The sequence below is a fragment of the Oxalicibacterium solurbis genome (assembly GCF_014635845.1).
GTDB lineage: Bacteria > Pseudomonadota > Gammaproteobacteria > Burkholderiales > Burkholderiaceae_D > Oxalicibacterium > Oxalicibacterium solurbis.
Map to the genome: position 1 here is coordinate 802,681 of NZ_BMDP01000002.1, position 21,328 is coordinate 824,008.

The following is a 21,328-nucleotide window of genomic DNA, read 5'->3' on the forward strand; positions in this document are numbered from 1 at the left end:
CATGACGACGTTGACGAATGAGGAATTGGTAACGCTGGAAGCAATGGAAGCCCAAGCCAAGATGGATGCAATCGGCTATTGGCAAATCTATGAGTGGCTGGCGGATTTGCTGGAGTCCAAGGGCGTACCAGTCTCGGATTCAACCGTGTTGTGGTTGCGAGGTGCTACGGAGGCCAATGCAGGGCGTGGTGCTTTCTCCGAACTCATCCGAGCTTACACCAGCAATCAAGCCGAACTGCGTTACGGCAGTACGGTGAGCGCAACTCAAATGCAAGAGGCATCGAATGCTGTTGCGCAAAACCTCATTGACGATCTACTGGGACGAAATCAAGAACCTAATGGAACAGGTTGGCCTCGTGGTCAAGTGCCAGACATAACACGCATTGCCGAAGCAGATGCAACCCAAGTTGGATTGGTTTTGTTCAATATAGCCGGAGATACGATTGCGCCTCCCGTAAATGCTGCATGGTCAGGCTCTTTGCTATTTACCCTTCTCGGCTCTAATCAGAACGATCGTCTAATGAGTACGGGAGACAGTGTTGATCAGATTGATACAGTAAATGACTGGCGCGACGTACTGTTTGCATACGATTCCTATCTGGCGGGACTGAAGGCAGCTTTTGTTGCCTTTTCCTCGGAAAGCCAAGGTGATCTCGAACAATACAATCGGGATGTCGGCATTATGGGTGAGACGATCCAGAGCTACCTCAGTGTGCCAGGGCAGACCTTTGACAACCTTTGGGATGCTTTGCCATTTGCGAGCCTTAACAATCCTGTTACGACGACTCCTGCCCTGCGCGATGCATTTCGGCTGATCGATACCTATGGTGAAGAACGTATTCTGGATTGGCTCCATGCCAGCATCACAGGCGATCCGGTCGTGCCGACTACCAATGTCACTTTCGCTGCGAATGCCAAGGCATTTGCTGATGCCATTGGCACCGATGGAAAAACATGGGACGTGCAATTTATCACTGACTCCAACCAATTAATGGCAATGGCGAAGGGAGAGGGCGCCGAAGGATTGGCAGCTCGCAACGCCTTGCATATGTTAAGCCCGATGGTTGTGAGCGGATTAGATCTAAGCCAACGCAACCTTGATCTTTACGATCCGACTACTGATGAAGGCGATCTCAGTGAAGCCTGGATCGCCGATCGATCAACGATGCTAAGTTGGGTGTTGCGAAAAACTGAAACTGAGGGAGGCGCGTTACGAATCGACGGTCCATACACCTATGATTTCAAATCACTGAAATTCAATCCTGATGGCAGCGATTTAACACTGCAAGTCACTTCGAAAACCAATCCCACTAGCCCTCAACATATCCAGATCGTATTCGGTAGCGAGGAAGGCGACACCATCAACGGCATGGATGTCGCTATTGGCGACCATCTTTATGGTGCTGATGGAAGCGACACGATCAAAGGAAATGGCGGTGATGATTACATTGAGGGCAATGCAGGAGTAGACAAACTATTCGGTGGAACTGGAAGAGATGAATTGCTGGGAGGAGAAGGAAACGATGTTCTGGATGGGGGAAGTGGGACAGACGTATTAAAGGGTGGAAAAGGAAATGACACCTATGTTTTTCGTGATGGAGATGGTATCGACACGATTGTAGATACGGATGGGCAAGACAAGATTATGTGGGGGGCGGATGCCAATGGCGAAGGCGGAGAGCAACTGACCGGTGGTAAGGAAGCTCAAGCAGGCTCTGGTGTTTGGGAAAGTGAGGATGGGAAATACCAGTATAGGTTAATCACGGAGGATGATGCATCAGAAACACTGGTGATATCGAATGGCGTGGATTTTATCCTTGTTAAAGAATTTGTAAATGGAATGTTTGAAATTCAACTGGAGGATGGAGAGGATAGTACGCCTCCTTTAACAGTAATCGCAGGCACTGAGGATCAAGACTATTTATATCCTCCATTAGAAGCAGAAGATACTGTTCTTTGGGGAGGCGAAGAAATTGACATTGTGACCGGCCGCAGCGGTGATGATGAGGTATATGGTGATGTACCTATAGCCTTGGGATCTGCAATTGAAATTGGTGCTATGCAGGAAGCGACAGGAGCGTTGGGGGATTGGCTTAATGGAAGAGATGGAAATGACACCGTAATTGGCGATGCTGGTAATGACATGCTATTTGGAGGCGATGGGGACGATATTTTGGTGGGTGGTGGTGGGGACGATTATTTAAGTGGGGATGATGATTACACGGGGGCACACAATTCGTGGGCAGTGATATTTGATGGCCCTCGCGATTTCGATCCGAGTTTAGATGCGAATTTTATTGTAGGTTTCGACAATCAGAATAACTTTGGCAATGATGTTATCTATGGTGGTGCTGGAAACGATGTGGTAACTGGCCTAGCGGGGAAAGACATCCTATATGGTGAATCAGGTAACGACAATATTTCTGGTGATGATGATGACGACTTTTTATCTGGTGGGGATGGTGATGATGAGATGACCGGAGATTACGGACAGCCTGCATATGCCAGTGGTGCAGGCATAGTTATTCAAGGAAATGATTACCTCGATGGTGGAAATGGTAATGATTGGATGCAGGGGGAAGGGGGAGATGATCAACTATTTGGCGGTGCTGGGGATGATCAGATTTGGGGTGATGCTCAAACATATACCGCAGATGATTTGAATGGTGAAGATTATATCGATGGTGGAAATGGCAATGATCTTTTAGTTGGTCAAGGTGGAGCAGATGAAATTTATGGTGGGAATGGGGATGATCAACTCTTCGGTGATTCTGATCAGATTTTATTAGTTAATCAAGGGGCAGATTATCTTGACGGACAGGATGGGAACGATTACTTGCGCGGATATGCAGGGAATGATCAGTTATTTGGTGGAAAAGGCGAAGATCAAATTTTAGGAAATGAGGGGGACGATTTTATTGACGGAGAAGATGATAACGATCTGATCAGTGCTGGTGAGGGAAATGATTTTGTATTTGGCGGAAATGGCGATGACGTAATCTACGGTGACGAAGGAAATGATTATGTCAATGGCGGTGATGGAAGCAATACGCTGGATGGCGGTGAGGGCGATGACACGTTGGTTGGCGGGCAAGGAAACGACTATATTTTCGGTGGCGTCGGGAGCGATTTAATTTATGGCAATGCAGGGGATGACAATATTACAGGGGAAGATGGGGACGATCTAATAGAGGGAGGGGATGGAGATGACCTCCTGCTTGGTGAGGGCGGTGATGACGTATTGAACGGTGGCCGGGGCGTCGATATTTTGGCTGGTGGTCAAGGCAATGATACCTACATTATCGATGGTAAAGACACAATCATCGACAATGAAGGGGAAAACACGTTGGATTTTGGTTCTGCAGATTTTTCCAACTTCCATCTGGAGCAGGAGACTAGTGATGAAGGAGAGAACTATTTCGTCATTAAAGATATTGCTTCAGGAAATGTCGTAAAGCTGTTAGATGGCCAGTTGGGATGGAAGGGGAGTTACAAAATCGGCGATGTGCAAATGGATCACGCAATGCTGATGAATAGCATAGCTACTGGAAATCTTGAATTAAAAGGAAGTGTCGAAAATGATGAATTGATAGGTGGCTCCCAAGACGATGTGATTGACGGTGGGAAGGGGGGCGATACATTAAACGGTGGAAAAGGGGATGACACTTATATTTTTCACATGGGTGACGGGGTTGATTTGATTAATGATGGTGAGGGCATTAATCGAATCAAATTCGGATCAGGTGTCGCCTTGAATGATATTTCACTAAATTTGATTGCTGGGGATGATGGAGATGCTTTAAGTATCGAATACGGTGATCAGCAAGACGCAATTCATCTCAAAAATGGGATGTTCCGTGCCAATGATTTACTCGAATTTAATGACGGCACTAGTTTCAGTATCGCAGAATTATTGCGTAATGGACCGGCGCTGACTGCTTATGGACCAAGTACGGGAGGAGTTGCATCAGGTTCCGACTTAAATGACTTCTTTTATGGTGGCGAAGCTAATGACGTTCTGCGTGGACAGGGGGGAGATGATTCCTTGGACGGCGGCGGGGGAGACGATCAAATTTCCGGTGGCAGTGGAAATGACTTATTGGTAGGTGGAGATGGAAATGATACTTATCTGTTCAATCTGGGCGATGGTCTGGATATCGTCACAGAAGAATCTTGGAAAGATAGCGGCAACGATCAGATAATTTTTGGCGCCGGCTTAGATCTAAATTCTGCACAAATAAGCCAAAGTTATGGGGAAAACGGGAAGCTATACCTGGATTTTAATTTTGGAAATGGTGATCGACTTAGTATTGAGAACGGTGTTGTAAATAATGTTGTGGAATCTTTCGTTTTTTCTGATGGGACTGTGCTCAGTCTTGACGAAATGAAGCAGCGACTTCCCGGGCTGTACTTTGAAGACTTCGATTATCAAGATGATGAATTTTCAGGAAGCAATGGAAACGATTTGATACTGGGGCGCGACGGGGATGACGTTCTCAGTGGATTGGATGGTGACGATATCCTGGAGGGAGGTGTCGGACAGGATACTCTAGTTGGCGGTGATGGAAATGATGAACTTATTGGTGGTGCCGATGATGACACGCTGATTGGTGGCGAGGGAGGTGATGTTTATCATTTTTCTATCGGGATGGGACGGGATTTGATCATCGATCAAAACGATTCTTCGAACGAAATTCATATCGATGCCAATGTAAATTTGGCTAACCTGATATCGGAACAAGTCGGGAATGATTTGGTTATTCGACTCCGGGATAAATCAACCTCTATTACTCTGAAGGACTATTACGCGATAAGTGATCCTCAATGGCAGGTTAAATATGCGAATAACGTTTCTGTTCCCATTGAGGATTTTCTGGAAGATTTGAATATTCCATCGTCAAATATAGAAGAGATCATTTCCTTATTTAAGGATAGAACTTTAAGTAATGCGAAATCTGATTTATATGCTGACAATTGGCGTTTGGAAGAAGATGGGAAGTACCACAAACGATCCGACTGGATAACTGGATCTTCTTCAAATCTGACAAGAACAATTGAAGATTCATACACAACCATAAATTTTGTTTCGCAAAGTAGTAATGATGAATCCATTTATTTGAACGGAAGTTCAAATGAAAATACGACCATTGTTTCGCAAACCACGGAAGTAGTTACGCGTAATTTGAATGATGAATATCGAGTCGTATGGGGCAATGATTCAACGTTCTCCTCTCCAAAATTTATTCCAATTTGGCAAATGGAATCTGGCGGAATGAAAATTCCATCAGATTTGATAGTTCGGTACGTTACTAATGATTTTGGAGAAGTAACTGGTGCTTGGTTTTATCCGCCAGAATTTTTTGTTTCTGATGATAACGACGTGACGACATCAACTACTGTAAAAAAAGTAGAAACAGAATATGCGTACGAGTTGGTTGACTTTCATGGCGGAGATGCCGACAACTTTATTGAAACAACAGGAATGAGTGTTGTTGATGGGGGAGATGGCAATGATGTCATCCAGGTTGTAGATTCCGGAGTGCTATGGCATTGGGATGCGCTTTTGTATGGAAATGCTGGAAATGACGTATTGATTGGTGGAGAAGGGGATGATGTATTGATAGGTGGAACTGGGGATGATGACCTGGATGGCGGGTATGGTGCTGATACCTATTATTTATCTGGTCAAGGAGGTGTCGATCATATTATTGATTCCGGGGAGGATGATTATGCCTATCAGGATTGGTTTTATAAATACCGTTACATTTCCGATCCGGCTGAAGAATTAAATCATCCTGGTGTATGGCAATTAAGTGTTGCTAATGATTTCAAAGCGCTCTGTTTTGAATCATATGAAAGCGCATATCAATATGCATCGACTGTCTTGACGGTCACATATGGATATGAAATAGAAGAAATTTCTGAGGATTTGGCATTTCTATGGTCTGGTGATCCAGAAAAAATTTCCGGTAACGATTACTCGAAATTGGAGAATTTGTATGAGAAGTCCATTATTTCACTGGATCGACTTGTTCTTGCCGAAGGCACAAATCCAGGGAATGTTGGTTTCTCCATTGGAAAAAACTATGATGAGCTTATCCTTGCTATGCCTGATGAAACCCAGGTTTTTATTCAATTAGCTAAGGAAAGTGATGCTATTGGAACCGGTATTGAAATAATTCAGTTTGCCGATGGCAGCAGTATGACAATTGGTGAGGCTCTCTCCATTGTTGATGGCCAAACGTCTAAAAATGGTACGCAGAACATCGATCTTATATATTCCGGTAATGGTAACGATGTCATTTTTGCGTTTGGAGGAGATGATGAGATCGAAACAAATGGTGGGAATGATGTCATCGATGGTGGAGCAGGAAATGATCTTCTAAATGGTGGACTAGGTGATGATGTCTACATTTTTGGCCATGGAGACGGTATTGATGAGATTGATCAAAATTCCGCTGCTGCAATGGATGTCGACATTATTCGTCTGAAAGAAAACGTACTTTCTTCAGACGTTTTGCTCACCAGAGAAGGAGACACGCTTGTGCTGGAGATACTGTCCACAGGCGATCGCATTAGTCAGGAAGATTGGTTTGTCGGAGGGATAAATCGAGTGAGTCGCGTGGAATTTTCGGATGGCACATCCTGGGATCTGCGCAGTATGTTCAAGGAGATATTGAACGGCTCGGAGGATGAGGATCTTCTAGAAGGAAATGAACAGGATTCGTATCAATTCGGCATGGGCGGTGACGATGATCTATATGGAAATGCGGGCAATGATGTATTGAATGGCGGAGCCGGTAATGATTATTTGGTGGGTGGACTGGGCGATGATGTTTACGTATTTGAACGTGGGGACGGAGTAGACGTCGTTGATCAAATTGATGCTGGTGTATCTGATGTGGATGTGATCAGATTCGGCGAAGGAATATCAGTTTCTGATGTTCTTGTTATCCGCAATGAAAGCACGCTGATATTTTCTATTCGAGATTCGAATGATAGTGTCACGCTACAAAATTTCCTTGATTCTGATTTATATAAAAAAACGAAAATTGAATTCTTTGATGGAACAGTTTGGGACAGCAATACTGTGATTGAGAATTCTAGAAGCATTATCTCCGGAACGGAATTCGATGATGAATTTTATGGCGACGACGGAGCAGATACTTTATTCGGCCAAGCTGGTAATGATTATTTAGATGGTTATGATGGGAAAAATTATGTATCGGGGGGCGATGGGAACGATACTTTGTACGCAGGGTATGACGATGACGTCCTAAGCGGTGACGATGGTGATGACATGTTATACGGATGGGCGGGAAATGATTATCTAGAAGGTGGCGAAGGAAGCGATTATTTGGAAAGTGCCAATGATGGACAGGGAGTCTCCATTTTGTTTGCTGGAAAAGGCGACGATGGACTATTTGATACATCGGGAAATAGTCTGTTATTCGGTGGTGAAGGTGATGATTACTTTTATCAAAACGGAGTGTTGCCTTCCATTTTGGTCGGAGGAAAGGGGAACGACTGGTTTGATATGTCGGCCTGGCTCACTCCGGGTTTCTTTGCCTTTAATATCGGTGACGGGCAGGATATCTTTGGAGAAGTGGAGGAATTAAGTGTCATGACGTTATCTCTTGGCGGGGGGGCGTCTGTGTCTGATCTCTCATTCCGCAAAGATGGCGATGCAATTTTCCTGAAAATAGGTAGTAACGATAGTATTGAAATCAGTCGGATTTTCCGTCAAGAATGGGAGCGCCCTTCCGTTACGTTGCAAATCATTGGGGAGGATATCCGAACCTATGATCTTACTGCCGCATTTTCTGCTTATGAAGCTGCGATTTCTCATGGTGTCTCGCCTAATGGATGGTCATTAGCTGGTTATTTAGGTTCGCATGTAAAAACTGTAAGTCAGGATCAGGTAATAGGTGGAATTTTGGCTTATCGCTATGCCAAAGATGGAAATTTTGATGCGTTAAGTAATTCCGCTGTGTTCGAGGCGTTACGCGATTCAATCTCTTTTGTTGCCGCACAGGAGATCGTGGTCGATGAGATAACTGCAGAAATTTTACAAGGTGGATTCGCATCTGACACCTTGGGAAATGTTGGAGGCAACGGTCTTTTCAATAGCTTGGTTGGCGATGATGTGATGACGGGCGGTGCTGGTAACGATCTCTTTGTCGGTGGTAAGGGTAATGACACAATTACGACAGGAGCCGGGGCCGATATCATTGCCTTCAATCTTGGAGATGGTCAGGATATTGTCACTTCCTCTAATGGCGGTGACGATACCTTATCTCTAGGAAATGGCATCGATTATGCGTCGTTGAAGTTTAAGAAAACAGATGACGATCTGATTCTGATTACAGGCTCGAATGAACAGATCACTCTGCAAGACTGGTATGCCGATGAGGGGCATCATAGTATTGGAAATCTGCAGGTCGTTATCGAAGGTATGTCGGGTTACGATGTGGCTTCAAGCGATGTCCTTTATAACAAGAAGGTTGTCAAATTCGACTTCGAGGGTCTAGTCGCGGAATTCGACCAGGCCAGAACAGTTACGCCTGCATTGACCGACTGGGCATTGTCATCGTCCCTGATGGATTTTTACCTGCAAGGTAGCGATACAGAGGCGATGGGCGGAGATTTGACCTATCAGTACGGGAAGACAGGGAGCTTGTCTGGTATTTCGATGCTGCCGGCACAGGCAATCATGGGTAGCTCCCAGTTCGGAATCAATCCACAGGCATTGCAGACGGCTTCTGCACTCGCAGATAGCTCACCTCGATTGGGGTAAAACAAGGTAATTATGAGAAGCAGGGCTTTGTATTTAATACAAAACCCTGCTTGTGGATTGTTGCATGAAGTCTTTCTAATAGCTCTGTTTTGTTATATGAGGCCGGCATTGATTGCGGTCGATGTCGGACAAGAACTATCTGGTCAATAGTGCCAGCGTTTGCACCAGCAATTTGCATTCTTCCGGATTGCCGATGCTGATGCGCAGATACTGGTCGATGCGCGGATGCTTGAAATGCCGCACGATGATCGCGCGCTCGCGCAGGCCGGCAGCCAGCTGTTCGGCGGGAATCGTCGGATGGCGCGCGAAGATGAAATTGGTGCGCGACGGCAGAACCGTGAAGCCGAGTTGCTGCAGCTCCTGCGTCATCTGTTCGCGGCTGTCGACGATGGCTTGCACCTTTTCACGGAAATACGCATCGTCACCGTAGCTGGCGACGGCGCCGGCCACCGCGAGGCGATCCATCGGATAGGAATTGAAGCTGTTCTTCACGCGCTCCATGCCTTCGATCAGCGCGGCATTGCCCATCGCAAAACCGACGCGCAAGCCGGCCAGCGAACGCGATTTGGAGAACGTGCGCACGACCAGCAGGTTCGGATATTTCCTGATCAGCGGCAGCGCGGTCTCGCCGCCGAAATCGACATAGGCTTCATCGACGACGATCACGGCGTTCGGTTGCGCGATCAGCAGTTCCTCGATTTTCTGCAACGGCAGAGGAATGCCGGTCGGTGCATTCGGATTCGGGAAGATGATGCCGCCGCATTCGCGTTTTGCGTAGTCGGCTATATCGATTTCCATCGCGTCGTTCAGCGGCACTTCTTCGTAATCGATGCCGAACAGGTTCGCGTAGACCGGATAGAAGCTGTAGGTGATGTCGGGGAACAGCAGCGGCGCCGAATGCTTGAGCAGCGCCATGAAGGCGAAAGCCAGCACTTCGTCGGAGCCGTTGCCGACGAAAATTTCGTTCGGCTGCACGCCGTGATAGCCGGCCAGTGTCTGCTTCAGCGCGCTCGAATCCGGGTCAGGGTACAGGCGCAGCGCATCGGCGCTGACGGCGTGCATCGCCGCCATCACGGCAGGCGACGGCGGATACGGATTCTCGTTGGTGTTGAGCTTGATCAGCCCGGCGATCTTCGGCTGTTCGCCCGGCACGTAGGGGGTCAGCGTGCGTACCAGCGGGCTCCAGAATTGACTCATGACGGCTTCCTTTATTGTCCAACCGCATATTCTATCGGAGCCGGGCATTTCGGTAGATTCTGGTAGAGTGCCGCCCATGACGAAACTGACACTGGACCGCATCCTGCAATCGCAGGGATTCGGCACCCGCAAATACTGTCGCGCGTTGATCGCGGACGGTGAAGTAACGATTCACGGCAAGAACGGGGGCGAGATCGTCGACGACTGGAAGGCTGCGTTCGAAACCGACGGCCTGGAATTCACCGTCTTCGACGAGACCTGGCGCTACCGCGAGCACGTCTACATCGTGCTGAACAAGCCATCCAATTTCGAATGCTCGCGCAAGCCCAGCCATCATCCCGGCGTGCTGACGCTGCTGCCGGAACAGTTCACCTGGCGCGAACTGCAGCCGGTCGGCCGGCTCGATCACGATACGACCGGCATGCTGCTGATGTCCGACGACGGTGCATTCATCCATGCGCAATCGTCGCCGCGGCGGCACGTGCCCAAGGTCTACGTGGCGACGACCGCCGATCCGGTCTCGCCCGAACTGGTGGCGCAATTGCTGGAAGGCGTGCAGCTGCACGACGAGCCGGCGCCGCTGGCCGCCGTCAGCTGCCGCATGCTGGGCGAGCATCAGCTCGAGATGGTGCTGGAGCAGGGCAAGTACCACCAGGTCAAACGCATGCTGGCGGCAGCCGGCAATCATTGTGCGGCGCTGACGCGCGTGGCGATCGGCGGCCTGACGCTGGCCTCGCTGGAACTGGAAGAGGGCGAATGGACCTATCTGGACGAAGCGCAGCTGGCATTGCTGAAACCGCTCGATGCGGCAGATGAAAACACGGCAGACGACGCAAAAAAGTAACACCTGTTCCATGTAACGAATCCGCCACCGTGCATGCTGTTGCGGGGCGGATTGTTAATTTCGGTTAAACACCCTTCAAGTCCGTTTCGCGGCATTGCCCTTGCGCTATGATCTGGCGCATTCAGCTTCATTCTTCCGGGCAATTCCATCGAGGGGCGATCAGTAATGCACGTGGTTCATCCTGTCATTCAGCTTGCCAAGGAACGTGCGCTCTTTCGTTTTTCCGCGCTGTCGCCACAGATCCTGCAGGATGCGCATATCAGCCTGGGACAGCAGCATCCCGCTTCCGCCGCCGAACAGAAGACGCTGACAGCTGCCCGCGAATTCCTGACCGCATTCGGACCGCGTTTTCTTGAACGCATGCAGGCCAGCTATACCGGTTACATCGAGCGCGGCATGCAGACGATGTACCGCGATCTGCGCCAGGACATGCACGAGATTTCCGCCGACACGCTGGCACTGGTGGATGACGATACCGTGATGCGGCAGATCGAGGTCGAGCGTCGTGTGCTGCGCCTGCGCGAAGCCGATCAGCAAAGCCTGGGCCGCCTGAACCTGATGATCGCGCAATTACACGGCGCTCACGACGTGCGCGAACGCGAAAATCCCTTCCGTCCCTACCTGATGGCGCGCACGCTGCATGACACGCTGTCCGACATGACGCAATCGCCGGACGTCTGTACTGTGCTGTTCGATCACCTGTCCGGCGCGCTGGCGGCGCAGTTGCCTGCCTATTTCACGACGATCCGCGATGTCTTCGAATCCAGCGGCGTGCATGCCCGCCTGCTGGCGCGGCCGTCGGCATTGAGCCGGCACGATCGCGAGATGTTGCTGGAGAGACGATTGTCGGAAGGAAGATTGCCGGATTTCCGCGATTCGATGATGCGGTCGCTGGCGTCGCCCGCATTCGAACGGATACTCGCATTGCTGCAGCAGAATCAGAATCCCGGTGGTGCCGTCGCGCCAAACGTACTCGGCAATGACGAGCCGACCGCGCAGGATTTCATCCGAAAAATTTTCAGCCAGACTGGCACGGCACGGGCTACGGGCCTTTCCAATGCCGCAGGACGACAGCCGCCTACGAATGCAAAACGTTCATTGCTGGATCATCTGACGCATTTGCAGAAGCGGGCGGCGACGGAAGACGGCGTGCAGTTGCAGGCGGATCTGGCCAGCACGCCGGAACTGGCACAGACCGGGGAGATGGAACGCATCGCGCTCGACGTTGCATCGATGCTGTTCGAGCGCATCGCCTGCGATGCCTTGATTTCTGCCGCCTTCCGTCCGGCGATCCTGCAATTGCAGTTGCCGTTTTCGAAGGCGGTGGTGCTATCGCCGGACATTCTGCAGCAGGCAAATCATCCGGTACGCCTGCTGCTCGATCGGATGGCAACGGTAGCGGCAGGCCAGACGGCGGACACGGAAAGTAGCAAGGCAATCCTGGAAGAAACGGAACGTTCCAGTGCGCGTGTCCTGCAAGAGTTCGATGAAGACACGGCGGTTTTCGACGACGTGCTGCAGAACTTCAACGAGGCGGTCGTACGGCTATTGCAGGAGGACGCAACGGTCGCTCGTGCCGCTGCGGTGCTGGAGGCGGCGTTGCAAGGGCCGGGACGTCACGAGATGTTGTCGGCACGCGTTGCCGAAGTGTTGCGCCTGCGGTTGCTGACGCTGCCGGCCGATCCGCGCGCCGCCGATTTCCTCTGCAAGACATGGAATCGTGTATTGGCGCAAGCCATCGTCGACGAAGAACCGACGTTGCCGGCCTTGCGCGATGTGGTTCCCGATTTGCTGTGGAGCGTGCAGAAACTGGATGCGCAAGAACGCGGCAGATTGATGAAGCTGCTGCCGACGCTGGTGCAGCGCGTGCGCAATGGCCTGCAATCGATCGATCTGCCGTTGGAGGAATCGCAGCGCGCGATGGACGATCTGGTGGCGATGCACACCGAGGTGCTGCGCGCGATGCAGGCCAATGGTGAGACCACAGCCGTTTCGCTGGTCGAACTGCATCGGCATTTCGCCGACTGGCGTATCGATGAGGCAGTCGATGCGCAGGCGCTGCATGCGCCGACCGTTTCGCCGGCAAGGTTGCGGGCTGCGCTGCAGGATGCGGCCATGCAGCTGGAACTGCATCTGGATGCCGATATCGGTTTGCTGTCGCGCGCCGATGCCGACTGGCTGGCAGGCATGCAGATTGGCACGGCAATCGAATGCTGGAATGGCGCAGGCTACGAGTCGGCGGTGCTGGCCTGGATCGATGCGCGGCAATCCTTTTACCTGTTCAAGCCGGCCGGCGTGATTGGTACGGTTGATGCTGAAGGTGCAGTTGACGTGCAAACCTCGCAAGGCCTGCTGCTGTATTCGTCGATTGCGCTGATCCGTTCATTGCGCGAAGGTTCGGTCGGCATGGTCGAGCCGGCGCCGGTATTCGAGCGTGCGATCGCTGCGCTGTTGCAGAGCGGCGGCAACGCGCCCACGCTGCACTGAATGCCTGCGCACAAGGTGACGCACAAGAGGTGCGCAGGCTGTTCCCTTACTTGATGATGCGGTAGCAGGGCGTGTAGGCGGTGCCCGGCAGCTTCATCCTGCCTTGCAGCACGAAGGCGGCCAGCAGCGCATCCATCGGCTCCATGATCTCCGGATCGCCGCTGATTTCGAAGTGGCCGTACTTCTCGATGGCGCGGATACCGCTTTCCTTCACGTTGCCGGCGACCACGCCGGAAAACGCGCGCCGCAGGTTGGCTGCGAGCAGATGGCGTTCCTGGTTCTTGTGCAGCGACAGGTTGCGCATGTTTTCGTGCGTCGGCGCGAACGGCTGCTGGAACGCATGATCGATCTTCAGCGTCCAGTTGTAATAGTAGGCATCGCCCTTGTTCTTGCGGAAGGCGCGCACTTCGACGACGCCGTCCTGCATGGTACGTGCGACCCGGGCCGGATCGTCGATGATGATCTCGTACAGCTTTTGCGCATCCGGGCCGAGCGTGATGCCGATGAAATGGTCGACCTGGCGGAAATAGTCTTCCGAACTGAGCGGGCCGGTGAAGATCAGCGGGAAGGGCAGTTCGGCATTGTCCGGATGCAGCAGGATTCCCAGTATGTAGAGAATTTCTTCCGTAGTGCCGGCGCCGCCGGGGAAGATCACGATGCCGTGGCCGGCACGTACGAAGGCTTCGAGGCGCTTTTCGATATCCGGCATGATGACCAGATCGTTGACGATAGGATTCGGCGCTTCGGCTGCGATGATGCCCGGTTCGGAAATGCCGAGGTAGCGGCCGCCGTCGATGCGCTGCTTGGAGTGGCCGATCGTTGCACCTTTCATCGGGCCCTTCATTGCGCCCGGGCCGCAGCCGGTACAGATGTCCATGTCGCGCAGGCCGAGTTCGTAGCCGACTTTTTTCGTGTAGTCGTATTCCTCGCGCGAGATCGAGTGGCCGCCCCAGCAGACGACCAGCTTGGGATCGATGTGCGGTTTCAGCACGTTGGCGTTGCGCAGGATGTGGAAAACGGAATCGGTGATGCCGGCCGACGATTCGAGATCGAAGGTCGGGTTGAGCAGAATCTCGTCGTGGATGAACAGGATGTCGCGCAGCACGGAAAACAAGTGCTCGTGGATACCCTTGATCATGATGCCGTCGACGAAAGCGCTGGCCGGTGCGCCCTTGATGTCGAGCTTGATGCCGCGTTCGCGCTCGATGATGTCGATCTCGAACGACGGATAGCGTTCCAGCAGTTCCTTGCCGTTATCGGTGCTGCTGCCGCTGTTGAGCACGGCCAGCGCGCAGTTGCGGAACAGTTCGTAGAGGCCGCCGTTGCGGTTGTCGAGCAGCCTGTGGACTTCGGCCTTGGATAGAACGTCCAGGCGGCCTGCGGGGGAAAGTTGCGTATCGACTACTTCGTAGGTCATGAGGCTTGCTGTTCTTCTTGGAGAAATCGGGGCAGAACGATGCATAAGCATCTTGCTTGAATGATCCGGCAAGTATAGCGGGTTGCGCCAGCGCCGAGAAAGAGAAGGGGGAAAGACGGGAAGCGATGCATCGCCGCCGGAGCAGCGATGCATGCGTCGGAATCAGCGGCCGTTGCTGGTGCGCGGCGAGAAATCGAAAGCCGCTTTCAGTGCGCGATAAGCCTTCTGTGCAACGACTGTATGCACGGGCGGTGCGATCGTCGTGATGACGGCATACAGGTCGCCGGCCGGCTCGCCGGGAATGCCCTTGCCACGCACGCGCAGCTTGCGGCCGGCGATGGTGCCGGACGGCACCGACAGCTGGATCGAGCCTTCCGGCGTGAAGACGTGCGCGGTCGTGCCCAGCATTGCAGCGTGGGAACTGACCGGAACATCCACATAGACATCGCGGCCTTCGACACGATAGCGGCGATGCGGGCGGATCACGACTTCCAGATACAGATCGCCGGCCTTGCCTTCGCCCATGCCGGGAAAGCCCTGGCCCGCGAGCCGCAGTGTCTGGCCGGCGCGCACGCCTTTCGGAATGCTGACCTTCAGCGTGCGCTTGGAAACCAGCGGCATGCCGTAATCATCGGTGGTGCAGGTCGGCACCGAGATGCTGCGCGCGGTGCCGTGGTAGGTGTCTTCCAGATCGATCTGCACCTTGGCGTGCTGGTCGCTGCCGTGCACGTTGACGTTGCGCTGGCGTGGCGGCTGGATGTCGGGGCGGCCCATCATCTCGTCGAGAATGTTGCCGAAGTTTTCCGGGCGTTCGCGACGTGTGCCTGCGGTCGCTCCGGCAGTTTTTTCATGTGCAGGATTCGCCTGGCGCGTTTCACGCGGGCGGGTACTTTCGCGCGGCGACTCGGCACGGCGTTCGGCTTGCGGCGTTTCGCGACGACTGAAAGGGCGCGGCGTCAGGTCGTAGAGCTGGCGCTTTTCGGGATCCTTGAGTACGGCATAGGCTTCGCCGACTTCCTTGAAGCGCAGTTCGGCCAGCGGTTCGCGGCTGACGTCGGGGTGATACCTGCGCGCGAGCCGGCGGTATGCCTTCTTGATGGCATCCAGCGAGGCATCGGGCGGTACGCCCAGCGTAGCGTAGTAGTCCTTGAATTTCATGTCGTGTTTCGTCGTGCAGCCTGTCGTTTATCCATCCTGGAAGATTGTTCTCATGCGTACCTGCTGCTGCGAGATCATTCTGACATGTTCCGTCGGCACCTAATGGAAGAATAGGGCGACTATTGCTTGCCAATTAACGGAAATGAAAACGCAAATGAAGCAAGCGTGCGGGATGTCCTGTTTCAATATAGTCAATTTCGCCGGCCTTTGCGCTGCTTTTGCAGGCTGAATTGTTGCCTTAATGAAAACAACCGCTCCACGAATGGACAGGCGTTGCCGCCGCTTCGTTCCCCACGACGATAAAACTTCCTTTGCCGCAGGCGGGCATTGCCGCACAATGCTGCCTTTGCTTCACTGGCATCCATCGGGATTGCGCATGACTTTTTCTTCCATTCTTTCGTCCATGGTGTTTCGCAGATGAGCGACGATCAGCTCCTCGTCTGGGAAGAAGCCGGGGCGGCACGTTCCGCACGCTGGCGGTCCGAGCGCCATGCCGCGCCACCGCGTCGTGTGGTGGTCGTCGACGACACCCTGAACGCGGATGCCGCCTTCCGGCTGGCCAGCGAAGGTACCGGCCTGCTGTGGCGCGGCGACTACCAGAATGCGCGGCAACTGCTGCAGGCATTGGTGCGCCGTATCGACCGCAAGCCGAAAAAGACGCCGGTTGCCGCATCGCCGGTCGATGCCTTCAACCGCCACCGCCAGTTGCAATCGCAGCGCGCCCGTACATTGGGGATGCTGCTGGTCGAAGTGGTCGACGATGAAATTCCGCTGCGCCGTGCACCCGATATCCGGCAGGCCTGCGCGGAAGCTTGCGGCGCCGATGCCGGCAGCTTCGTCGTATCGCTGCGCGAAATACTGGGCTGGATAGGCGCGCACGAATGGCACCGCAAGGGCGTGCCGATTGCCGCGCTGGGCGCCAGCATTCATCCTTGCTACGGCGTGTTTTCGCCGGTGCGCGGCGAATATCTGGATCTGATAGCGACGGCGCCACTGCCGTCGACCGAGCTGGCTTTCGACATCGGCACAGGCACTGGTGTGATCGCAGCGCTGCTGGCAAAACGCGGTGTTGAACGTGTGATCGGCACCGATCAGGATGCGCGCGCGCTGGCCTGCGCAAGGGACAACATCGATCGCCTCGGTGTTGCGGATCGCGTTGACATCGTCGAAGCCGATCTGTTTCCACCGGGTAAAGCGCCGCTGATCGTCTGCAATCCGCCGTGGATTCCCGCGCGCCCGAATGCGGCGATCGAATATGCGATCTACGATCCGGACAGCCGGATGCTGCGAGGCTTTCTCGATGGCCTGGCCGCGCATCTGCAAGAAGGCGGTGAGGGCTGGCTGATCCTGTCCGATCTGGCCGAGCATCTGGGATTGCGCACGCGCGATGCGTTGCTGAAGATGTTCGATGATGCCGGGTTGACTGTGATCGCACGGCATGATGCCAAACCGCAGCATGGCCGCGCCACAGACCCGGACGATCCGCTGCATGCAGCGCGTTCGCAGGAAACCACGTCGCTGTGGCGGTTGGCGGTACGTTGAGCGGCAAGAAAATTCGACGAAAGAAACAAAGGAATATTCACATGGCCAACAAACCGGCACGTTTTTTGAACTTCAAATGCGCCAAATGCAGCAAGTCTGTGCAGGTGCGCCTGCAGAAAGTGTCGGCCTGCACGCATCTGCAGCCGTACCAGGGCATCTGCGATTGCGGCGAACTGCGTCGCCATGCGACGGGTGACAAGACCGCGGTCGAGGCTTTCGTCGCAACCGGCGAAATCCATCATCACCATCATCACTGAACCCACACTCGCAATCGTGCCATGGCTGCGGAAGGAACAATGAAGGTCGATCATCTTGATCATCTGGTGCTGACGGTGGCCGACATCGAAGCCACGGCAGCGTTCTATCAACGCGTGCTGAGCATGGAAATCGTGACCTTCGGCGAAGGGCGCAAGGCGCTGGCTTTCGGCTTCCAGAAAATCAATCTGCACCAGCACGGCAAGGAATTCGAGCCGAAGGCGGAACGGCCGACGCCGGGTTCCGCCGATTTGTGCTTCATTACATCTACGCCGCTGGATGACGTGCAGACGCATCTGGCCGCATGCGGTGTCGCCGTGACCGAAGGACCGGTGAAGCGTACCGGTGCGACCGGAGCGATTCTCTCGGTCTATTTCCGCGATCCGGATCTGAACCTGATCGAAGTGTCGAACCGGCTGAGTTGATATCGCTGGATGTTGCGTTCCGGCATAACAAATGCCTTCATTTTTCCATATAGTTGCATAGCGAATCAAATATGCGTAATATGAACCCATGTTCGAACACTGTCTTTACTTCAATACGACCGCGTTGGCCCGTTTGCTTGAAAAGGAATGGAGCAAGGCGTTCAAGCCTTACGGCTTGACACCGTCGCAAGCGTTCATGTTGCGTGTGATCTTAGCCAAACCAGGATTGCTGCAGAGCGAGCTTGCGGCAGAGCTGGCAATTTCACGTTCCACCGCGACGCGTACGCTGGACGGATTGCAGAAAATGAAACTGGTCGTGCGTTGCGCAACGGAGCGAGATGGACGTGAATCGGCGATCGAGCCGACGGCAACTGCGATCGCGATGAAGGGTGAACTCGATGCTGCCAGCGGAGAGGTGACAAAACGTTTTAAGAAAGTATTGAGTACGGCACATTTTGACCAAACTGTCGCCAGTGTGCGGGCCGTGCGTTCGGCTATTGAGTGAATATTTTTCCATGTAGTTGTATATCAAACTAAAAGGAGAGAATCATGCCTATCCTGAACGTAAAGGTAAGCGCACAAAAAACACCTGAACTGGTGAACCAGATCAGCGAGTTGTTGCTGGATCTGACGACACGTATTTTGAAGAAAAAACGTGAAGTTACTGCGATCGCCATCGATTTTGTTGCGCGTGACAGCTGGGTGGTCGGTGGCCGCTTGTTGAGCGAACACGGGAAAAACAGCTTTTATTTCGACATCAAGATTACCGACGAAACGAATACCAAGGATGAGAAAGCTGCCTATATTCGCGAAGCGTTTGCCGGTTTCGAACGGATACTTGGCGATTTGCATGAGGAAAGCTATATCCATGTCGAAGATGTGAAAGCTGCTTCATACGGCTACGGTGGACGAACCCAAGAATATCGCTACCATCACTGATTGCGGGAAGATGGACCATGCCGCGTTTCAGGTGCGTATCGCCGGCACGCCATCCATCAGCTTGTCGTTGGTGATCGGCAGATTGCGAATACGCTTGCCGGTGGCGTGATAAACGGCATTGGCAACAGCCGCCGCCAGTCCGGTGATGCCGATCTCGCCGATGCCACGCACACCGAATTCGTTGAACTTGTAGTCGGGATGGTCGAGCAGGATCACGTCGATCTGCGGCTGGTCGGCATGCACCGGCACCATGTATTCGGCATAGTTGTTGTTGACCGGCAGGCCGCTGCGTTCGTCGTATTCGGTTGCTTCGAACAACGCCATGCCGATGCCCATCACGATGGCGCCTTCGACCTGGTTGCTTGCCGTCGTCCGGTTGACCACGCGGCCGACGTCGATCGCACTGACTACGCGCGCCACGCGCAAGTGTGAAATGCCCGGATCCCAGCGCACTTCGACGAAATGCACGCCGAATGAGCGGAACGACAGCTTGCCGGCCTGTTCCGGCATCGTGTGCCCCTGGCCTTCCGCGCTGGCGGTTCTCTGCGCCTGCAATATCTGTGCAAAGGTGAGTGCGCGTGCGCCATGCTTCAGCGTGCCGTTGCCTACTGTCAGTTCTTCCTGTTTTGCGCCTTGAAAGCTGCCGCCTTCTGCGACTGCCAGCGTTTTCAGCTGGTCCAGCGCGTGGCGTGTCGCCTGTGCGATGGCTGGCATCACGCTGGCCGTCGCCCATGAGCCGCCGGACACCGGCCCCGATGGAAAAGACGAATCGCCGAGCCGCACCACAATGCGTTCCGGCGGGATGCCTGTGAGGCTGGCGACCGTCTGCGCGGCGACGGTATAGGTGCCAGTGCCGATGTCCTGTACCGCGCAGGTCACGTGGGCGCTGCCGTCGTTGCGCAGCGAGACGCGCGCTTCGGCCGGCGTACGCATCGCATCCCAGCTGCAGGCGGCGACACCGTAGCCGATGGTTTCGCTGCCGTCGCGCATGCTGCCGATGTTCGGATTGCGTTTTTCCCAGCCGAATTTCTTCGCGGCCTGATCGTAGGCTTCGCGCAGATGATTGCTGGACCACGGCAGTTTTTCGCTTTCGTCGGTTTCGGCGAAATTCTTCCTGCGGAATTCCAGCGGATCGATGCCGTTGACGAGCGCCATTTCGTCGATAGCAGATTCCAGCGCGAACAGGCCGGGCGCTGCACCAGGTGCACGCATCGAGGTCGGCGTACCGTGGTTGACCTGCGCGGTCTTGTGCGTGACCGTCATGTTCGGGCAGCTGTAGCCGCCTTGCGTCATGCCGCCGCAGTTCTCGACATAGGCGTCGGTGAAGGATGTGGTGTTGATCGAATCGTGTTGCAGCGATACTAGCCTGCCGTTCGTATCGGTTGCCAGTTTCAGGTGCTGCTGCGTTTCGGGCCGATGGCCGGTCGTCGTGAACATCTGCATGCGCGGCACCACCAGCTGAACCGGCCGACCGACCAGGCGCGAGGCGGCGCTGGCGGCAATCGAATGCGGCCAGGCCCACAGCTTGCTGCCGAAACCGGAGCCGATGAACGGCGCTTCGACTGTCACGCGGTCAGGCGGCAGGCCGAAGATGCGCGCCAGCGTGTTGCGATGGACGACGACGCCTTGCGTGGCTTCGTAGACGTGCAGCGCATCGCCGTTCCAGTTGGCAGTGGTCGCGTGCATTTCCATCGGATTGTGCGTTTCGACCGGCGTCACGTAGACGGCATCCACCTTGCGCGGTGCGCTGCCAAATGCGCTGGCGGCATTGCCGCTGTTGAAGCTCTTGGGCGTGGCTTGCGGTTCCATTTTGCGCAGGCTTTGTGCGAGATTGGCGACCGGCTTTTCTTTCGCGTATTCGACCTTGACGCGATAGGCCGCTTCGCGCGCATGCTCGAAGGTGTCGGCCACGACCAGCGCGACGAACTGGCCGGCGTAATGGACGCGATCGTCCTCGAATGGCAGCCGGCTTTCCTCGACCTTGCTGCTGTTGGCGACATCCTGCGGTGAGAAGGCCGTCTTCGGATTGCGATACAGCCTGGAGAAATGCTGGTGATGATAGATGCCGATCACGCCCGGCACCTTCTTCGCATCGGTATCGTCGACGCGGCGCACACGGCCGTTGGCGATGGTGCTGAACACGCCGTAGGCGTAGGCCATGCCGGATAGATGATGGTCGGCCGCATACATGGCCGCGCCGGTGACTTTCAGGCGGCCGTCCACGCGTCGCACGGCGGCGCCGATCATCTTGTCTGTCATGCGGCTCT

General features: G+C 53.9%; 13 protein-coding genes. 8 read left to right on the forward strand and 5 right to left on the reverse strand.

Going from position 1 to position 21,328, the window contains the following annotated elements; genetic code table 11:
* Nucleotide 1: 1 nt before the first annotated feature.
* Nucleotides 2–8,797, forward strand: a complete 8,796-nt coding sequence (locus tag IEV40_RS09435) for a calcium-binding protein (RefSeq protein WP_188420883.1) — start codon at nucleotides 2–4, stop codon at nucleotides 8,795–8,797.
* 135 nt (nucleotides 8,798–8,932) lie between these two features.
* Here the strand turns inward: IEV40_RS09435 and hisC are convergent, their stop codons facing one another.
* Nucleotides 8,933–9,994: a histidinol-phosphate transaminase gene (gene hisC / locus IEV40_RS09440; RefSeq protein WP_188420885.1), complete on the reverse strand. Its 1,062-nt coding sequence runs from the start codon at nucleotides 9,992–9,994 to the stop codon at nucleotides 8,933–8,935.
* A gap of 76 nt (nucleotides 9,995–10,070) precedes the next feature.
* On the opposite strand from hisC, the gene IEV40_RS09445 reads away from it, so the two are divergent.
* Both IEV40_RS09445 and IEV40_RS09450 read left to right on the forward strand, forming a co-directional pair.
* Complete coding sequence (locus IEV40_RS09445) at nucleotides 10,071–10,838, forward strand: pseudouridine synthase (RefSeq protein ID WP_188420887.1); 768 nt, start codon at nucleotides 10,071–10,073, stop codon at nucleotides 10,836–10,838.
* A 165-nt stretch (nucleotides 10,839–11,003) separates the two neighbouring features.
* Nucleotides 11,004–13,325 carry a DUF1631 family protein gene (locus IEV40_RS09450; RefSeq protein ID WP_188420889.1) on the forward strand — a complete coding sequence of 774 codons (2,322 nt, stop codon included), beginning with the start codon at nucleotides 11,004–11,006 and terminating at the stop codon, nucleotides 13,323–13,325.
* A gap of 46 nt (nucleotides 13,326–13,371) precedes the next feature.
* Here IEV40_RS09450 and ppnN read toward each other — a convergent pair whose 3' ends face one another.
* The 3 genes from ppnN to IEV40_RS09465 all read right to left on the reverse strand — a co-directional run bounded on the left by ppnN (nucleotide 13,372) and on the right by IEV40_RS09465 (nucleotide 16,265).
* A complete protein-coding gene (gene ppnN, locus IEV40_RS09455; RefSeq protein WP_188420891.1) occupies nucleotides 13,372–14,742 on the reverse strand; it encodes a nucleotide 5'-monophosphate nucleosidase PpnN in 1,371 nt (456 codons plus the stop codon).
* A 162-nt stretch (nucleotides 14,743–14,904) separates the two neighbouring features.
* On the reverse strand, nucleotides 14,905–15,900 hold the full coding sequence (locus IEV40_RS09460) for a DnaJ C-terminal domain-containing protein (protein ID WP_188420893.1): 996 nt from the start codon (nucleotides 15,898–15,900) through the stop codon (nucleotides 14,905–14,907).
* 191 nt (nucleotides 15,901–16,091) lie between these two features.
* Complete coding sequence (locus IEV40_RS09465) at nucleotides 16,092–16,265, reverse strand: hypothetical protein (protein WP_188420895.1); 174 nt, start codon at nucleotides 16,263–16,265, stop codon at nucleotides 16,092–16,094.
* 52 nt (nucleotides 16,266–16,317) lie between these two features.
* On the opposite strand from IEV40_RS09465, the gene IEV40_RS09470 reads away from it, so the two are divergent.
* From IEV40_RS09470 to IEV40_RS09490, 5 genes are all read left to right on the forward strand, one after another.
* Entirely contained in the window at nucleotides 16,318–17,442 is a 1,125-nt protein-coding gene (locus IEV40_RS09470; RefSeq protein ID WP_188420897.1) for a N5-glutamine methyltransferase family protein, read from the forward strand.
* Between the two features lie 41 nt (nucleotides 17,443–17,483).
* Nucleotides 17,484–17,699, forward strand: coding sequence for a hypothetical protein (locus tag IEV40_RS09475; RefSeq protein WP_188420899.1), 216 nt, complete (start codon nucleotides 17,484–17,486; stop codon nucleotides 17,697–17,699).
* Between the two features lie 39 nt (nucleotides 17,700–17,738).
* Nucleotides 17,739–18,122, forward strand: a complete 384-nt coding sequence (locus IEV40_RS09480; protein WP_188420900.1) for a VOC family protein — start codon at nucleotides 17,739–17,741, stop codon at nucleotides 18,120–18,122.
* An 88-nt stretch (nucleotides 18,123–18,210) separates the two neighbouring features.
* The gene (locus IEV40_RS09485; protein ID WP_188420902.1) at nucleotides 18,211–18,627 is read left to right on the forward strand and encodes a MarR family winged helix-turn-helix transcriptional regulator; all 417 of its coding nucleotides are present in this window, start codon (nucleotides 18,211–18,213) and stop codon (nucleotides 18,625–18,627) included.
* Nucleotides 18,628–18,671: 44 nt separating this feature from the next.
* Nucleotides 18,672–19,061, forward strand: coding sequence for a tautomerase family protein (locus IEV40_RS09490; RefSeq protein WP_188420904.1), 390 nt, complete (start codon nucleotides 18,672–18,674; stop codon nucleotides 19,059–19,061).
* Nucleotides 19,062–19,088: 27 nt separating this feature from the next.
* On the opposite strand, the gene IEV40_RS09495 is transcribed toward IEV40_RS09490, so the two are convergent.
* Entirely contained in the window at nucleotides 19,089–21,320 is a 2,232-nt protein-coding gene (locus IEV40_RS09495; protein ID WP_188420906.1) for a xanthine dehydrogenase family protein molybdopterin-binding subunit, read from the reverse strand.
* Between the last annotated feature and the right edge of the window lie 8 nt (nucleotides 21,321–21,328).